Below are 16,089 nucleotides of genomic sequence, written 5' to 3' on the forward strand. Positions count from 1 at the left end.
GCAATAGATCAGGCTTCAGGTTTCAATACGCTACCGGGCGTTAAACCTGAAGCCCGGTTATCTTTTTTGTTATCACGCACACCACGGAATCTCCCGATGCTAAAGATTTTTAATACCCTGAGTCGTCAAAAAGAGGAATTCAAACCCATTCATGCCGGGAAAGTGGGCATGTACGTGTGCGGGGTAACCATCTATGACCTGTGTCACATCGGCCACGGTCGTACCTTTGTCGCTTTCGACGTGGTGGCGCGTTACCTGCGCTATCTCGGCTATTCGCTGAACTACGTGCGCAACGTCACCGACGTGGACGACAAAATCATCCGCCGCGCGGCGGAAAATCATGAGACCTGCGACCAGTTGACCGAACGCATGCTGGCGGAAATGCATGCTGACTTCGACGCGTTGCTGATCGATCGCCCGGACAGCGAACCGCGCGCGACCCAACACATCGCCGAGATCATTGAGATCACCCAGCGCCTGATCGATCGCGATCACGCCTATGTGGCCAGCAACGGCGACGTGATGTTCTCCATCGACAGCGATCCGCAGTACGGGCTGCTGTCGCGCCAGGATCTGGAGCAGCTGCAGGCCGGCGCGCGCGTAGAGATCGACGACGTTAAGCGCAACCCGATGGACTTTGTGCTGTGGAAAATGTCCAAGCCGGGCGAGCCGAGCTGGCAGTCGCCGTGGGGGCCGGGCCGTCCGGGCTGGCACATCGAATGCTCCGCCATGAACTGCAAACAGCTGGGTACCCACTTCGACATCCACGGCGGCGGTTCCGATCTGATGTTCCCGCACCACGAGAACGAGATCGCGCAGTCGAGCTGCGCCCACGACGGCCCGTACGTCAATTATTGGATGCACTCCGGCATGGTGATGATCGACAAAGAGAAGATGTCCAAATCGCTGGATAACTTCTTCACCATTCGCGACGTGCTCGGCCATTACGATGCGGAGACGGTGCGTTACTTCCTGATGTCCGGCCACTATCGCAGCCAGCTGAACTACAGTGAAGAGAATCTCAAGCAGGCGCGCACCGCGCTGGAGCGCCTCTATACCGCGCTGCGCGGCACCGACGCCAATGCCGCGCCGGCCGGCGGCGAGGCGTTCGAAGCCCGCTTCCGCGAAGCGATGGACGACGACTTCAACACCCCGGAAGCCTACTCGGCGCTGTTCGATCTGGCGCGCGAGGTTAACCGCCTGAAGGGGGAAGACATGGCGGCGGCCAGCGGCATGGCGGCGGAACTGCGCAAGCTGGCGAACGTGCTTGGCCTGCTGCAGCAGGAGCCGGAGCAGTTCCTGCAAGGGGGCGCACAGGTTGACGACGGTGAAGTGGCGGAGATCGAAGCGCTGATCAAACAGCGTAACGAAGCGCGCACCGCCAAGGACTGGGCGCTGGCGGATGCCGCGCGTGATCGCTTGAACGAGATGAACATCGTGCTGGAAGACGGCCCGCAGGGCACCACCTGGCGCCGTAAGTAATCCGGCAGAAGGAAACAAAAAAGGCGCTGAATTCAGCGCCTTTTTCTATGGCTGCGGGTTAGGGTTTAACCATGACCTTGCCGCCGCCGAACTCCACCACCTGATCGGCGACGATCTTGCAGCGCTTGCGGGTTTCGACCTTACCGTCGACTTTCACCTGCCCTTCGGCGATGACTTCTTTGGCGGCGCCGCCGCTTTCACACCAGCCCTGGAACTTCAGCAGATCGCACAGTTCGACATGGGGATGATTGTCCAGATTGAAAATTTCCATACTGCCTTACTTATTTAGGTTGAACGTCGTGATATTCCTCGCAGGCCTGCAAGGTATTTTGGATCAGTGTAGCCACGGTCATCGGGCCAACGCCACCTGGCACCGGGGTGATGTAGGCGGCGCGCTCGCTGGCGGCGTCGAAATCGACGTCGCCCACCACTTTACCGCTTTCCAGGCGGTTGATGCCGACGTCCACTACGATGGCGCCCGGTTTGATCCAGTCGCCCGGAATGAAGCCCGGTTTGCCGACCGCCACCACCAGCAGATCGGCGTTCTCGACGTGATGACGCAGATTCTTGGTGAAGCGGTGGGTGACGGTGGTGGTGCAGCCGGCCAGCAGCAGCTCCATGCTCATCGGGCGGCCGACGATGTTGGACGCGCCGACCACCACGGCGTTCAGGCCGTAGGTATCGATGTTATAACGCTCCAGCAGGGTGACGATGCCGCGCGGCGTGCATGGGCGCAGCTTGGGCGCGCGCTGGCACAGGCGGCCGACGTTGTACGGGTGGAAGCCGTCGACGTCTTTGTCCGGATGGATGCGTTCCAGCACTTTGACGTTATCGATGCCGGCCGGCAACGGCAGCTGCACCAGAATGCCGTCGATTTCCTCATCGGCGTTCAGCTGGTCGATCAACGCCAGCAGCTCGGCTTCACTGGTGGCAGCGGGCAGGTCGTAGGAGCGGGAGAGGAAGCCGACTTCATCGCAGGCGCGGCGCTTGCTGGCGACGTAAATTTGCGAAGCCGGATTCTCGCCGACCAGCACAACCGCCAGCCCTGGCGCGCGCTTACCGGCCGCCAGACGTTGTTTCACTTGCTCAGCCACTTCGTTTCTAACCTGCTGCGCAATCGTTTTACCATCAATAATCTTTGCTGACATCAGTGTGGAAATCCATCAATTAAGAAAAGCGGGGATGCCGCTATTCTGTCAGAAGCTGAGCGCGCTGTCAGGCGCAGAATCACCCTCGCCGCCGTCGGCGAGGCCGATTTACGCTTTTTTTATGCCGGCTTCAGGAACCTCTACGCCATTTTTACCGGCATTTGCATACGCTGGGGCCATACACGGGGCGAAAGAGGGCAGGATCATGAGAGCGATAACCCGGCTTTATCCGTTGCATCATCAGCCTGATCAGCAACCGGCGCAGCCTAAGCACGTTGGTGAGACGGTGTTCGATTCTTCGCTGCATCCGGCGGACAGTGAGCAACTCACCGCGCTGCATCAGCTTTGTCAGCACCAGGCGACGCCGTCGTGGCGGGCGCGCCTGAGCGCCCTGTGGCGGAAGCTGTGCGCATGAACGGCAGCGCATGGATAGGGTGCGCGCTATTGCTGGCTTGGGCGCCGTGGAGCCAGGCTTCTTTAAACAGCGCACGCCCTGACTCCGCTCTGGGGAAAAGAGGGGAGGCGACCTGCAACATGCAGGTGGTTGAGCATGCCGATTGGGGCGACATTACGGCGGTCGTTCAGTCCGCGCGCCTTTGCCTGCGGCGGGGCGATGGGCGGCAAGGGGCCGAACGCACGCCAGGCGATACCGCTGTCGGCCTGGCGCAACGCAGCATAGCGCGGGCCGCCGCACGGGCGCTGGCGGAAAAAACGCCATAAAGCACCGTCGCCGCCGTAACGTCATGAAAAGGCATTGACTCGCTAACCTCTGACCGTATAATCGCAACCCGCAACCACAGGTTGCCGCATCTCAATGCGCCCTTAGCTCAGTTGGATAGAGCAACGGCCTTCTAAGCCGTAGGTCATAGGTTCGAATCCTATAGGGCGTGCCATTAAGTATCAATGAGTTACGCCTTTCACCCCGTCTTTCCAATTTCATCATGGGACAGATTTGGGACTAAACCTCCGAAAATCGCATCAATTTGCCTCGCATGCTCAGTGAGATGGTTCGGTGCAAGGTGAGCGTATCGCTGTACCATTTCGATGCTCACCCAGCCGGTCTATTCTCCAAAGCTCAGCTTTTCGACGGTCGTGCAATTTCTGCGCTTGGCGAGTGATTAGGTATCCGGTCGCGGCGCCGCTGTTCCACCGGTGAAAACTCCTATTTCTCCCTCCCACGTTTATTCGCTAACGATGGTTCACTTCCCGCACCGGGCTCTCCGGTCGGGGAGTGAGTTCAGCACGCGCCGCACGGTGCAGCAATAAAAGACATTAATAACCTCAATAGGTTAGGAATTTTCTCGGTAACCCTGCAATTTGTAAAGGATTGATCGTTTTCAACGATCGGTAAGATCTTATTGATCTGCACAACCAATTATCTTTGCTACACGGTCGCCGTTAAGATCGGGCAGGATATTATTCGGCGGTAACTCTTTATTCATCCGGTGAATACCACGTAGCGCTCGACAATTTATCAGGATAAAACCCCCGTACTCAGCCATGACGAGAACGTCTGCTAATCGCCCGCTTTCCCGCGATAACGAGATTGACGGTTCAGGGAGCACGGCAGAGAGAACGGCGTTTTCTCCCTGCAGCCTTCTCGGGTTTTCGAACCGTGGCGCAGCGCTATTTTTATCCTCACGGACTCTTTCGGCCCTGCAGCGGCCTTTTGTATTTTTCTGAGGCGACGAACCATGAATGCCCATCGCACCACCGGCAAACGCCCCGCATCCCCGCTGGCCACACTCCCCGATCGCCGGGTGCCCAATGCGCTTTTGCACCGGGATAGCGTGCAACGCATTCTCGTCATCAAGCTGCGCCACTTTGGCGACGTCCTGCTGATGACGCCGGTGCTCAGCACATTGCGCGTCAACTACCCCAATGCGTTGATCGATGTGCTGGTCTATGACGGCACCGAGGCGATGCTGGCCGGCAATCAGGATGTTTATCTGGCCTTTACCGTGGCTCGAGAGCTCAAGCGCCAAGGGCTGAAAGCGCAATACCGCGGCGAATATGCGTTATGGAACAGCCTGCGGACCGGCCATTACGATCTGGTGATCAACCTCTCCGATCAGTGGCGGGCAGCGTTGTACTGCCGTTTTCTCAAACCGACCTTCAGTCTGGGGTTTCGCTACCCCAAACGCGACAATCGACTCTGGCGGGCCTGCCATTCGCTACTGGTCGACGTTGCCGGCCCGGCGCAGCACACCGTGCTGAATAATCTCAGCATTCTGGCGCCACTGGCCTTGCCCACGACAATCACGCAGGTGACGCAAGCCTGGCGGCAATCTGATGTGGATGACGTTGACCGGCTCAGTCGACGCCATCACCTGACCGATTTTGTGCTGATACAGCCGACCGCACGCTGGGCTTTCAAGACCTGGACGGTGGACGGATTCAGCGCCGTGATTAACCACCTGACCGCCCAGGGCAGAACGGTGGTGCTCACCGGCGGACGCACGCAAGATGAATCCGCGATGATAAGCGCCATTATGGCCCGCTGCCTGTTACCGCGGCGGGTGATTAATCTGGCCGGGCGTCTGGAGCTGCCGGAGCTCGCGGTGCTGATTGACCGGGCGCGGCTGTTTATCGGGGTCGATTCGGTGCCGATGCACATGGCCGCTGCGCTGAATACGCCCTCGGTGGTGCTGTTCGGGCCCAGCGACCTCGCGCGATGGTCCCCGTGGCAGGCGCCCCACACGTTGCTGTGGGCCGGAGACTATCGTCCGCTGCCCGCCCCGGACGCCGTTGACACCAATACCCGCGAGCGTTACCTCGCGGCCATCCCGGCCGGCGATGTGATACAGGCGGTTAACAGGCAACTGGCATCCCTCGTCGGGTCTGCGCAGCGTTAACCCTGCGCGGCCTTCCACCGTGTTTTTTCTCTTATCAATGAGTACGCCACGATGCTATTCAACTCAGCAGTTTCCTCGTCGATACAGACGCCCCTTCAGCAACGGTTGTTTGCGTTTACCGCCTTTTTGCTGGGAGCCTCCCTCCCGACCTCCAATCCCCTGATGAATATCTCACTGGGGCTGGTTGTCGTCTGTCTGCTCTGGCTGCGCGATATCCGGCAGTGGGCTGCACTGGCTTGTCATCCCCTGGTCTGGTTGCCAGCGCTGATGTTTGCGCTGCTGGCGTTGTCATTGCTGACGCATGCTCACGCCTACGGCCCCAAAATGGTCGGCAAATACCAAAAATTGCTGTATGTCCTGCCGCTGGCGCTGTTCTTTCTGGCCGACTCGCGGCTGATGACGCAATTTGTCCGCGGCTTTTTGTGGGCCAATGCCGCGATATTGGCCATCAGCTTCATGAGCGGGCTTGGCCATGTCACATTGGGCGGGCTGAACCCCGACAACCCTACGGTGTTTAAGCTGCAAATCACCCAAAACGTGTTTATGGCGCTGGCGGCGCTGGTCTGGTTGTCGCGTGCTTTTGCCTGTAGCGGAAAACGGCGCTGGGGGTATGCGGGACTGGTGTTGTTGGCGACGGTTAATGTTCTGCTGATGGTGCAGGGGCGTACCGGGTATGTGGCATTGGCCGTTGGCATGGGTATCTGGTTATTGCTTACCCTCCGGCGCAAGCAGCAAGTGGCCGTGCTCGCCTGCGGCATACTGGCTGTCGTGATGCTGGTCATGACCCCCAATCGCGCCATGGAGCGCCTGACGCTGGGCGTCCAGCAAATTCAGGGGTGCGTTTTCGCCCCGGCCCAAACGGCTTATGCGGCCTGCGACAACTCCATGGGGCAACGCACCGCCTTCGCCCGCGAAGCCCTGCGACTGATAAAGCAATCCCCGCTGCTGGGCAACGGTGCCGGCAGCTTTTGGTACGGCAATCCATCCACCGGCTATGGCGTGCATAATCCGCACAATGAATACCTGTTGGAAACGGTGCAGAGCGGTTTGCTGGGATTGATGGTATTCCTCACCTGGATGTGGAGTTGCTACCGCGTCGCTTGGCGCTTGCCGCCGGCGCGCCGAAATCTGTTCGTTGCGGTGCTCAGCAGCTACATGGCCTGCCATCTGTTCAATTCATTCCTGCTGGACTCGTCCGAAGGGCACCTGTTTGTCATTATCGCCGCCTTGCTGGCCGGGCTTTCCCTCACCACTCCGCCGTCTCTTCATGCAGACTTGCCTCAACCCCAGATGCGATAGGGGGTTGAAGTGCTTCGAAAATACGCGCTTGAACGCGGCGCTCAGCGCTCCTCCGCGCATCGGTGAAAAGCCAGCGGCCGACTGGTTCGCTCACAACGGCCGCCCCGGCGTTAACGCCGAGGCGGCACGGTTGCGGATGGCTTTTTTCCCTTCCGACGCAGTTTGCTGTGGGCGGAATTACTCTTTTTGCGCCATCACCTTCGCCCGGAACGCCGGACCGGCCACGGCGGTGCGCTCATCGCGGGCCAGCCAGCGGTAGGCGGTCGCGCCGAGGAAGACGCCGATAAACCAGCTGAAGTTGGCCACTTGGTGCAGGGCCGGAATAAAGCTGATGATCAGGCCAATGGCCACCGACGGCAGCAGCGCGGCAATGGCTTTCGGGTTAAAACCGTTGCGGTACCAGTATTTGCCTTTCGGGGTGTCATCAAACAGATCGTCCACGGATACCTGGCCGCGTTTGATCAGATAAAAATCGGCGATCAGGATGCCGAACAATGGGCCAATAAAGGCGCCCAGCACGTCGAGGGTGTAGTGGATAAGCTCCGGCGAATTAAACAAATTCCACGGCGTCAGCAGAATCGACCCAACGGCGGCAATCATCCCGCCGGTGCGGAAGCTGATTTTCTGCGGCGAACAGTTCGAAAAGTCAAAGGCCGGCGAGACGAAGTTGGCCACGATATTGATGCCAATGGTGGCGGTGATCATCGTCAGCAGGCCAATGGCGACCGCCAGATCGTTTCCAATGCGGCTGACGGTTTCAATCGGGTCGGTGATCATGTGGCCAAACAGCGATTGTGTGCCGGAAACAATCACTACGGTGACGATGGAGAACAGCAGGAAGTTGAACGGCAGGCCCCAGCGGTTGCCGCGGCGGATCTCGCCCATGTTTTTGCCGTAGCGGGAGAAATCGCCGAAGTTGAGCAGCGGCCCGGAGAAATAGGAGACCACCAGCGCGGTGGCGGTGATCATTTGCCAGGTCTGCTCCCCGGCGGTCAGCGATTTGCTGGCCAGGGTAAAGGAAATCCCGTCAAAACCGGTCTTGTATACAATCCAGCCCGCCAGCGCCAGCATCACCACATAGACTGCCGGCCCGGCGATATCGATGAAGCGCTTAATGGCGTTCATGCCGTGCCAAAAGACCATCGCCTGCAGCAGCCACATGGTGGCGAAGCATAGCCAGCCCAGGAGCGACAGGCCGAGGAAGCCGCTTCCGGTGAGCGTGGACAGCGACGGCCAGAACTTGAGCAGCACCAGCATCAGGGCGTTGGCCGCAAGGTAGGTCTGGATCCCATACCAGGCGAAAGCGATAAGCCCGCGGATCACCGCCGGGATATTGGCGCCAAAGACGCCAAACGCCTGGCGGCAGATGACTGCATAGGGCACGCCGGCCATTTGGCTTGGCTTCGCCACCAGGTTGGCGCACAGCTGTACGATGCAAATGCCGATCAGCAGGCAGAGCAGCACCTGCCAACTGGCCAACCCGAGCGTGAAAAAGCTCGCCGCGACCACATAGCCCCCCATGCTGTGCACGTCCGACATCCAGAATGAAAAAATGTTGTACCAGCTCCAGTTTTGGTCGCGCGTCGGCGCGAGATCTTCATTACATAGTCGCGGGCTGTAGCCGGCGGTCGCGTCTTTGGCCGAAACCTGATGCATGTGTGTTGAATGTGGCATGAAACCTGCTCCTCTTGTTATGTGGATTGCTGAGGCTATTGCAGGATCCAGGCCACAATGGCTGATTTTGCATACAGAAACCGAGCGTTATGTATACGATTTTGCTATCGATAGGTGAAACCGGAGTGGGTGAATGAATACTGAACATTGTCTCCAGGCCGCGCCAGCGCTGCAGGACAAAGATGAAACCATTTATCAGGCGTTGATGACGGCGATTGTCGAGCATCAGCTGCCACCGGGCAGCAAATTGCCGGAGGAGGCGTTGTCCGACGTGTTTGCCGTGAGCCGCACCGGCATCCGTAAGGTGCTGCAACGACTCGCCGCTGTGCAAATGGTTAGCCTGAAGCCCAAACGTGGTGCATATGTCGCCAGCCCGACGGTGGAAGAGGCGCAGGCTATCTTCCGCACGCGCGCGCTGCTGGAGGTCGCCAACCTTCCCGATATTATCGCCCGCTGTCGGGCGCCCCATCTGGCGGCACTGGAGCGCATTATTCAGCTGGAACAGCAGGTGCATGAGGCTTACGACGGCCCGGCGGCGATTCGCTATTCCGCCGATTTTCATATTCAGCTGCAGGCGATCTCGGGCAATTCGGTTATCACCGACATGGTGACGCGTCTTTGCCAGCGTTCTTCCCTGGTCATCGCCACCTGGGGCGCGCCGTGGCGGCAGGGGTGCCGTTGCGACGATCATCAGCAGTTGGTCGGTTTGTTGCGGGATAAAGCGCTGCAGCCTCTGAGCGACGCCCTGATGCGCCATTTTGATCATATTGTCGCCAGCCTGCGCTTTGAGCGCGATGGCGTCAGCCTGCCCGATTTTTCCCGGCTGTTCGCCGGTTACAAGGAGCCGTGATGTCTTCTGTTTGCATACAGGTTATCAACCCCAACACCAGTCAGGCGATGACCGACACCATCGCCGCTGCCGCGCGCACCGCCGCCGCGCCGGGCACCGAGATCCTGGCGGTGTGTCCGCGCGACGGGGTGCCGTCCATTGAAGGGCACTTTGACGAAGCCATCGCGGCGATCGGCGTGCTGGAACAGGTGAGGGCGGGGCGACGGCAGGGCGTTGACGGTCATGTGATCGCCTGTTTCGGCGATCCGGGATTGCTGGCCGCGCGCGAGCTGGCGCAGGGGCCGGTGATCGGCATTGCGGAAGCGGCGATGCATATGGCGTCGATGGTGGCGACCCGTTTTTCGATCGTCACCACGTTACCGCGCACGCTGATTATCGCCCGCCACCTGCTGCATCAGTACGGTTTTCATCAGCATTGCGCGGCGCTGCACGCCATTGACTTGCCGGTGCTGGCGCTGGAGGACGGCAGCGGGCTGGCGCAGGAGAAAGTGCGCGAGCGCTGCATCCGTGCTCTGAAAGAGGATGGCTGCGGGGCGATTGTGCTCGGCTGCGGCGGAATGGCGACGCTGGCGCAGGAACTGACCCGCGAGCTGCGGGCGCCGGTGATTGATGGCGTCAGCGCGGCGGTAAAAATGGTGGAGTCGCTGGTGGCGTTGGGGTTATCGACCAGCAAACAAGGGGACTTGGCCTATCCCGAAACCAAAGCGTTAAGCGGTCAATTTCAGTCGTTAAATCTATTTTAAAGGGATGAAGAATGGTCATTGTCGATGAGAATTACCCCCGTGACCTGCGAGGCTACGCCGGAGATCCGCCGCATGCGCGCTGGCCGGGCAACGCGCGGATTGCCGTGCAGTTTGTGCTCAATTACGAGGAGGGCGCGGAGAATCATGTGCTGCATGGCGATGCGGGATCGGAACAGTTTCTCTCCGATATTATCGGCGCCGCCAGCTATCCGGCGCGCCATATGTCGATGGATTCGCTGTACGAATACGGTAGCCGGGCGGGCTTTTGGCGGATCCACCGCGAGTTCAGCCGGCGTGGCCTGCCGTTGACGGTCTTCGGCGTGGCGATGGCGCTGGCGCGCCAGCCGGAGATTGTCGCGGCGATCAAAGCGGCGAAATACGATGTGGTCAGCCATGGTTGGCGCTGGATCCATTATCAACATATGGATATCGCTGAGGAGCGCGAGCATATGCAAAAAGCGGTGCAAGTGCTGGCCGACCTGTTCGGCAAAGCGCCTACCGGTTGGTATACCGGGCGCGACAGCCCCAACACTCGGCAACTGGTCGTGGAGCAGGGCAGTTTTGATTATGACAGCGATTATTACGGCGATGATTTGCCGTTCTGGAGCGAAGTGGCGTGCGGCGACGGCAGCCGTCGGCCGCACCTGATCGTTCCTTACACGCTGGACGCCAACGACATGCGTTTTGCCACCGCTCAGGGGTTTAATACCGCCGAGCAATTTTACACCTATCTGAAAGACAGCTTCGACGTGCTGTACGCTGAGGGCGAGGAGGCGCCGAAGATGATGTCGGTGGGGATGCACTGTCGTCTGCTGGGCAGGCCGGGGCGTTTTCGCGCGCTGCAGCGTTTTCTCGATTATATCCAGCAACACGAACGGGTGTGGGTCTGTACGCGGCAGCAGATAGCGGACCATTGGCGCGAGACCCATCCGTACCCGGGAACATGACGCATGCCAGGCTGCGCTGTGTCGGCCCGCTGCGCAGCATGTTTTCGTATGGCCAATAACGCTGCCGCTCAGCTCGCTCCAATGCTTTGATGGATCGACAGAGCGGCCGTAGGGCAAACGACCCGCCGCCAATTGAACCTTCGTTTATTTTGCCGCGTTACAATAGGTGAAAATTTCCCCATGGAGCCTATCGTGCGCAAATCCAGATTCTTTCTCGTGACCTTGCTGTGCCTGTGCGGCGCCGCCGTGCTGTACGTCATGGCTTACCGGGCGTTGGGGCATTACCTCAGCGACGGGGAGAAGGCCTACCCGGACATCACCGTTGAAATCCGCTGAGGGCCGTGCGCCGCCGCGGTGATTGCGCCGATTTTTTCGCACTGATTTACCCGCCATTTACCCGCCGTCGGCAATGATGACGCTGCGTCTCCACACTGTGTGGTTCTCTTGGGCGGAATGCGGTTATGTCACTGCAACAGGTATCGAATGTTTCTTTGAGCAATAACGGCTTAAAAGGCATCGGTTACAAACATTACGCGTTGGCGATCGTGGCGTTTTCGGCGATCGTGCGGTTTATTTCCTTAACGGATCGGTATTTTTGGTGCGACGAGGCCTCCAGCGTGCTGACCAGCCGCTATGATGTGGGCGCTTTGCTGTACCATGCTTCCTTCGATGTTCACCCGCCGCTTTATTACCTGCTGCTGCATGGCTGGATGGTGCTGTTTGGCGACGGCATTATGGCGGCCCGCGCGCTGAGCCTGGTGTTCGGCGTGATGACGGTGGCGCTGGCGATGCGTTTTACCCGTTGGTTGGCCAACGAGCGGGCGGCGCTGACCGCGGGATGGCTGATGGCGATCATGCCGATGGCGGTGCGTTACAGCCAGGAGGCGCGCATGTACGCGCTGATGGGGCTGCTGGCGATCGCCGCCGCCATGGCGCTGGCGAAGTGGCTGAAAACGCCGGATAACCGCCGCTATCTGGCGCTGTATGCGCTGTTGATGACGATGAGCTTTTATACTCACTACTTCACGATTTTCACGCTGATCGCGCACTGGCTGGTGGTGTTGGCGCTGTCGTGCCGCCGCGAAGGCGAGTGTTACATCAGGCTGCCGGCGTGGTGGGGGGCCAATGCGGCGATTGGAGTGGCCTATATTCCCTGGCTGCTGGTGCTGCTCAATCTGCTGGCGCATATTGCCGAACTGCGGGTCGGCGGCGACGTCGGTTGGATCCCTCAGGTTGCCTGGGGCGATCTGCCGGCGATGTATTGGCGTTTTCTCACCGGGCATGATGGCAGCAACTATCCCACGATCATTCTCTGGCTGCTGCCGGCGATGTTTGTCGCCTTATGTTCACTGCTGCTGTGGCGGCGCCAGATGCCGAGAAAATATGCGCTGCTGCTGCTCGGCGGCATGCTGATCCCGGTGACGTTGGTATTCGCCATTTCCTGGCGTTCGCCGCTGTTTGTCGATCGCTACCTTTATTCCGCCGCGCTCGGCATTCCGCTGGTATTGGGCGTGCTGATCGCCGGTACGAAAAGCCGGGTGCGCGGGATCTCTTTGCTGCTGTTCTTCAGCCTGCTGTTCGGCTGCGGCGTGCGCAACGACTATCCGGTCGAGAAAGATGAATTCAAGGTGATGGTGCACTACATCAACAGTAACTATCAGCCCAACGATGCGGTGGTGGTCAGCAACATGTTCAACTACCTGAGCTATGTGTATTACAACAAGAAGGGCTATCGCGCCTTGCTGTATACCCCCGCCAGGCCCAACGGCATTTCGGGCAAGCCCAATGCCTATGGTTTCGGCACCTTTTTCCACGATCGGGCGGCGCAGACCTACGTCGATAACCTCAGTGCGTTAGCGAAAGGCTATCGCCGGGTCTGGCTGGTCAGCGGCGGGGATTTCAATCAGGACTTCGGCCGTTCGCCGCCGGGGTGGGTCAATACCGGCACCTTCAAAAGCGGCGGTTTCGAGTCGAGGCTATTCGTGGTGCCTTGAGCGGAATGTCATATTTCCCATTCGGCGTTACATCTGGCCGAGCAAACTTACGCGGGGATGACAGTTCTATACATTGGGATTGGTACTGTAGCTCTACCCGATGATGTTGTGTGTTATCCATTCCCTGTAGTGTATTACCCCATCCCTGTTAAGTTTATCCCGCCTTGTGCGGGATTTTTTTATCTGCACATACCCGGCGGCGCGTAGCGCGATTTTTTTGAATAACACCGTCAGTTTTATTCAGTATTCAGCCGTTGCGCGCTTGATTAGATTGAACGCGAGATGGGCGTCGTCGGCGCCTCTGTGCAATGAGTGGAGAATTTCTATGGCGAAGACAGTAGTGGTGTTTCATTCCGGCTACGGCCATACCGAGCGTTTGGCGAAAGTGGTGGCGGAAGGCGCAGGGGCCGAACTGATCGCTATCGATCAGGAAGGCGATATCAGCGATGAAGCGTGGCAGAAGCTGGATGAGGCGGACGCCATCATCTTTGGCTCACCGACCTATATGGGCGGCCCGTCCTGGCAGTTCAAGAAATTCGCCGACGCCAGCTCCAAAGCCTGGTTCGGCCGCAAGTGGCAGGACAAAGTGTTCGGCGGCTTTACCAACAGCGCCAGCCTGAACGGCGACAAACAGGTCACGCTGATTGCGCTGCAAACGCTGGCTTCGCAACATGGCGGCCTGTGGGTCAGCCTGGGGCTGCTGCCGGCCAACACCAAATCGGCGCAGCGTACCGATGTCAATAACCTGGGCGGTTCGGTGGGGCTGCTGGTACAGACGCCGTCGGATGCCGGCGTGGACGAGATGCTGTCGGGCGATCTGGCGACCGCCAAGCTCTATGGCCAGCGCGTAGCGGGTTTTGCCGCCAAACTGGCGTAAGGTCTTGCCGCGTGCAGCGTTCATTTTCTCTGCACATTTGGCGTGTAAGCTGCGAAATGTTATTAGCCTGCTTGGGCTAACGCTGCATTTCGTACAAATATTCCCGGTTCCTAGGCCGGGTTTTTTGTTGCTAAGGTCTGCTTAAGCTTTCGCCGCTACACTGCATGGCAGCACAGGCATGCAATGAATGGCTGTGTCGTAACTGTCGATTTGCTGTTGTTCAAGCAAGCCCGCTTTAGGCGGGCTTTTTTTGGGTTGTTATTGCACGGGCGGCCCAGTTGCAGGAAAATAATCGCGTAGTTATTCAAATATCATTCAACGAGCAATAACCACAATCTTATTAATGTAATTAACGTCGGTCGGCGGCCTATTACGCTTTGCGCTATGCTGTCAGCAGAGCTGAGCATTATTTTCCGACGGTATGCGGGGGAGTCCGCCGCCGCCACATTAGGTTAAGAAAAGTCTGTTAATTAATTGTTAATGTTTTTTATTATTGATTTGTCTGGCTTTTTTGGTTGAAATCCGGGTTGATTATCCCTCACTGGCCGGGCGAGAGAGTATGCACATTATTATTCTGGTTATTAGCAAAATATGGGCGAGGCGATGAACGCCAGAATAAATGCCAGGCATGGCCTGCCGCTTACGGTTCAGCTCATCAATCTTTTCATGCTGGCCTTTTTACTTTCCCTGGTGGGCATTCTTAGCCGGCCGATTGGCTCGCTTTCTTTATTTTGGCCGGTGAATGCGATTTTGCTCGGCCTGCTGCTGCGCAAACCCGCTTACGCCACGCCACTCGGCTGGCTCACGACCTACCTGGGCATGGTTGCCGCCGATCTCAGCACCGGCGAGGGCTGGTCTTTGGCGCTGTGGCTTAACGCCTGCAACATGTCGCTGATCGTCGTCGGTTACGGCATCATGCTGATGCTGCCGCAATCTCAACGGCGCATGGGTAAACCCCAGGCGATACTCTATATGTTCAGCGCCAGCCTGGCCGGTGCGGCGGTGGCGTCGACGCTGTCCGTGCTGCGCAACGATAGCCTGTACAACAACACGGTGGTGGTCGCCTGGCTGGCCTGGTTCAGCGAACAGTTTTCGACGACCCTGCTGCTGTTGCCGGTGCTGATGGCGGCGCCGCGGTTGAAACAGCTGTTACGCATGCAGGTGCGTTGGCGCTTGAAAGGCTGCCTGCCGCTGCTGGCGCTGCTGCTGTCGCTGGCGTTCAGCGTCTATATCGGCGGGCCGGGCGCGATCGCCTTCCCGATCCCGGCGCTGCTGTGGTGCGCGGTGCGCTACCAGCTGTTCCCGGTGACGTTGCTGACGCTGTTGACCGGTATGTCCGAGATCAGCAGCATCTCCGCCAACCTGGTGCTGTATGAAACGCCGAACAACCATAATGCCTTCCTCGACACGCTGATGTCCGCCCGATTGGGTATCGCCATGCTGGTGATGGGGCCGCTGATCCTCGCCAGTTCCATCGCGGCCAACCGTAAGCTTATGCGGCGTCTGGAGCACAGCGCCAACCACGATTTCCTGACCGGCGTGCTGGCGCGCAGCGCGATGACGCGCAAAGCGGGCGAGCTGTTGGAGCACAAGCACCGTTCCAAAGAAGCGGTGTCGTTACTGCTGATCGATATCGATCATTTCAAGCAGATCAACGATACGCACGGCCACAGCGCCGGCGATCAGGTGCTGGCGTCGTTCGCGCACATCGTGCGGCGCGAGCTGCGGCACGATCAGCTATTCGGCCGCTTGGGCGGGGAAGAGTTCGCCATCATGCTGCCGCGCGCGTTGGCGGCGCAGGGCGTGGCGCTGGGGGAGCATCTGCGCCGGCTGGTGGAGCAGACGGAGCTGCAGGCGGAAGGCAAGCAGACGTTGAAAATCACCATCAGCGTCGGCGTCGCCAGTTTGGCGATGAACGAGGTGAAATCGCTGGAGCAGTTGATGAACATGGCGGATATCGCGCTGTATCGCGCCAAATCGCAGGGGCGTAATCGGGTGGAGTCGTTCAACGTGGTGAACGGCAACAGCGTCGAGCATATCCTGTTCCGCTAACCGTTTTCAGCCTTGCCTGGGTTCGAAGCGGGTTTCGCAATTAGGGCAAATCAATATCACGTCTTGCAGCATTGCCGCGCATTTTTGCCGGGTAACATAGCCGCATTTAGGGCAGACGATTTGGGTGGAGCGGTTGATAAAACCTTTGACGCTGCTGGAATCGGACAT

At 58.9% G+C, this 16,089-nt stretch carries 14 protein-coding genes, 1 tRNA gene and 3 pseudogenes; 13 read left to right on the forward strand and 5 right to left on the reverse strand.

Features of this window, described 5'->3' with window-relative positions:
- Window positions 1-96 precede the first annotated feature (96 nt).
- The gene (gene cysS, locus ACP3TA_RS11235) at window positions 97-1,482 is read left to right on the forward strand and encodes a cysteine--tRNA ligase (protein ID WP_116286600.1); all 1,386 of its coding nucleotides are present in this window, start codon (window positions 97-99) and stop codon (window positions 1,480-1,482) included.
- 58 nt (window positions 1,483-1,540) lie between these two features.
- Here cysS and ybcJ read toward each other — a convergent pair whose 3' ends face one another.
- Together ybcJ and folD are read right to left on the reverse strand one after the other, a co-directional pair.
- The gene (ybcJ, locus tag ACP3TA_RS11240) at window positions 1,541-1,753 is read right to left on the reverse strand and encodes a ribosome-associated protein YbcJ (protein ID WP_033642141.1); all 213 of its coding nucleotides are present in this window, start codon (window positions 1,751-1,753) and stop codon (window positions 1,541-1,543) included.
- Window positions 1,754-1,763: 10 nt separating this feature from the next.
- Entirely contained in the window at window positions 1,764-2,630 is an 867-nt protein-coding gene (folD, locus tag ACP3TA_RS11245) for a bifunctional methylenetetrahydrofolate dehydrogenase/methenyltetrahydrofolate cyclohydrolase FolD (RefSeq protein ID WP_004940177.1), read from the reverse strand.
- A 205-nt stretch (window positions 2,631-2,835) separates the two neighbouring features.
- On the opposite strand from folD, the gene ACP3TA_RS11250 reads away from it, so the two are divergent.
- The 3 genes from ACP3TA_RS11250 to ACP3TA_RS11260 all read left to right on the forward strand — a co-directional run bounded on the left by ACP3TA_RS11250 (window position 2,836) and on the right by ACP3TA_RS11260 (window position 3,523).
- Complete coding sequence (locus tag ACP3TA_RS11250) at window positions 2,836-3,045, forward strand: hypothetical protein (RefSeq protein ID WP_042783825.1); 210 nt, start codon at window positions 2,836-2,838, stop codon at window positions 3,043-3,045.
- Window positions 3,042-3,350 carry a hypothetical protein gene (locus ACP3TA_RS11255; RefSeq protein ID WP_046688391.1) on the forward strand — a complete coding sequence of 103 codons (309 nt, stop codon included), beginning with the start codon at window positions 3,042-3,044 and terminating at the stop codon, window positions 3,348-3,350. Before ACP3TA_RS11250 ends, ACP3TA_RS11255 begins: the two co-directional genes overlap by 4 nt.
- Before the next feature lie 96 nt (window positions 3,351-3,446).
- Window positions 3,447-3,523, forward strand: a tRNA-Arg gene (locus ACP3TA_RS11260).
- A 24-nt stretch (window positions 3,524-3,547) separates the two neighbouring features.
- Here ACP3TA_RS11260 and ACP3TA_RS11265 read toward each other — a convergent pair.
- Window positions 3,548-3,688, reverse strand: a pseudogene (locus tag ACP3TA_RS11265) (integrase); the annotation flags it as partial.
- Between the two features lie 636 nt (window positions 3,689-4,324).
- Between ACP3TA_RS11265 and rfaQ the strand changes: the two are divergent.
- Together rfaQ and ACP3TA_RS11275 are read left to right on the forward strand one after the other, a co-directional pair.
- Window positions 4,325-5,485, forward strand: a complete 1,161-nt coding sequence (rfaQ, locus tag ACP3TA_RS11270; protein ID WP_206196017.1) for a putative lipopolysaccharide heptosyltransferase III — start codon at window positions 4,325-4,327, stop codon at window positions 5,483-5,485.
- A gap of 51 nt (window positions 5,486-5,536) precedes the next feature.
- Window positions 5,537-6,784, forward strand: coding sequence for an O-antigen ligase family protein (locus ACP3TA_RS11275; protein ID WP_060659843.1), 1,248 nt, complete (start codon window positions 5,537-5,539; stop codon window positions 6,782-6,784).
- Window positions 6,785-6,961: 177 nt separating this feature from the next.
- Here ACP3TA_RS11275 and ACP3TA_RS11280 read toward each other — a convergent pair whose 3' ends face one another.
- On the reverse strand, window positions 6,962-8,458 hold the full coding sequence (locus ACP3TA_RS11280; protein ID WP_033642144.1) for an NCS1 family nucleobase:cation symporter-1: 1,497 nt from the start codon (window positions 8,456-8,458) through the stop codon (window positions 6,962-6,964).
- Between the two features lie 133 nt (window positions 8,459-8,591).
- Between ACP3TA_RS11280 and ACP3TA_RS11285 the strand changes: the two genes are divergently transcribed.
- The 7 genes and pseudogenes from ACP3TA_RS11285 to ACP3TA_RS11315 all read left to right on the forward strand — a co-directional run bounded on the left by ACP3TA_RS11285 (window position 8,592) and on the right by ACP3TA_RS11315 (window position 15,921).
- A complete protein-coding gene (locus ACP3TA_RS11285) occupies window positions 8,592-9,308 on the forward strand; it encodes a GntR family transcriptional regulator (protein ID WP_033651130.1) in 717 nt (238 codons plus the stop codon).
- Window positions 9,308-10,175 (forward strand): annotated as a pseudogene (locus ACP3TA_RS11290) (aspartate/glutamate racemase family protein); the annotation flags it as partial. The gene ACP3TA_RS11285 and the pseudogene ACP3TA_RS11290, both read left to right, overlap by 1 nt.
- Window positions 10,144-10,998 (forward strand): annotated as a pseudogene (gene puuE, locus ACP3TA_RS11295) (allantoinase PuuE); the annotation flags it as partial. The pseudogenes ACP3TA_RS11290 and puuE, both read left to right, overlap by 32 nt.
- A gap of 192 nt (window positions 10,999-11,190) precedes the next feature.
- A complete protein-coding gene (locus ACP3TA_RS11300) occupies window positions 11,191-11,334 on the forward strand; it encodes a hypothetical protein (protein ID WP_162837200.1) in 144 nt (47 codons plus the stop codon).
- Window positions 11,335-11,459: 125 nt separating this feature from the next.
- On the forward strand, window positions 11,460-12,992 hold the full coding sequence (locus ACP3TA_RS11305) for a glycosyltransferase family 39 protein (protein ID WP_426784601.1): 1,533 nt from the start codon (window positions 11,460-11,462) through the stop codon (window positions 12,990-12,992).
- A 325-nt stretch (window positions 12,993-13,317) separates the two neighbouring features.
- Window positions 13,318-13,869 carry a flavodoxin family protein gene (locus ACP3TA_RS11310; RefSeq protein WP_033642149.1) on the forward strand — a complete coding sequence of 184 codons (552 nt, stop codon included), beginning with the start codon at window positions 13,318-13,320 and terminating at the stop codon, window positions 13,867-13,869.
- Window positions 13,870-14,472: 603 nt separating this feature from the next.
- Window positions 14,473-15,921, forward strand: coding sequence for a GGDEF domain-containing protein (locus ACP3TA_RS11315; RefSeq protein WP_033644213.1), 1,449 nt, complete (start codon window positions 14,473-14,475; stop codon window positions 15,919-15,921).
- A gap of 6 nt (window positions 15,922-15,927) precedes the next feature.
- Here the strand turns inward: ACP3TA_RS11315 and ACP3TA_RS11320 are convergent, their stop codons facing one another.
- Window positions 15,928-16,089: a YnfU family zinc-binding protein gene (locus ACP3TA_RS11320; protein WP_015376921.1), complete on the reverse strand. Its 162-nt coding sequence runs from the start codon at window positions 16,087-16,089 to the stop codon at window positions 15,928-15,930.

Origin of the sequence: Serratia sp. 2C06 (assembly GCF_050037615.1) — a bacterium.
Classification (GTDB): Bacteria; Pseudomonadota; Gammaproteobacteria; order Enterobacterales; family Enterobacteriaceae; genus Serratia; species Serratia ureilytica.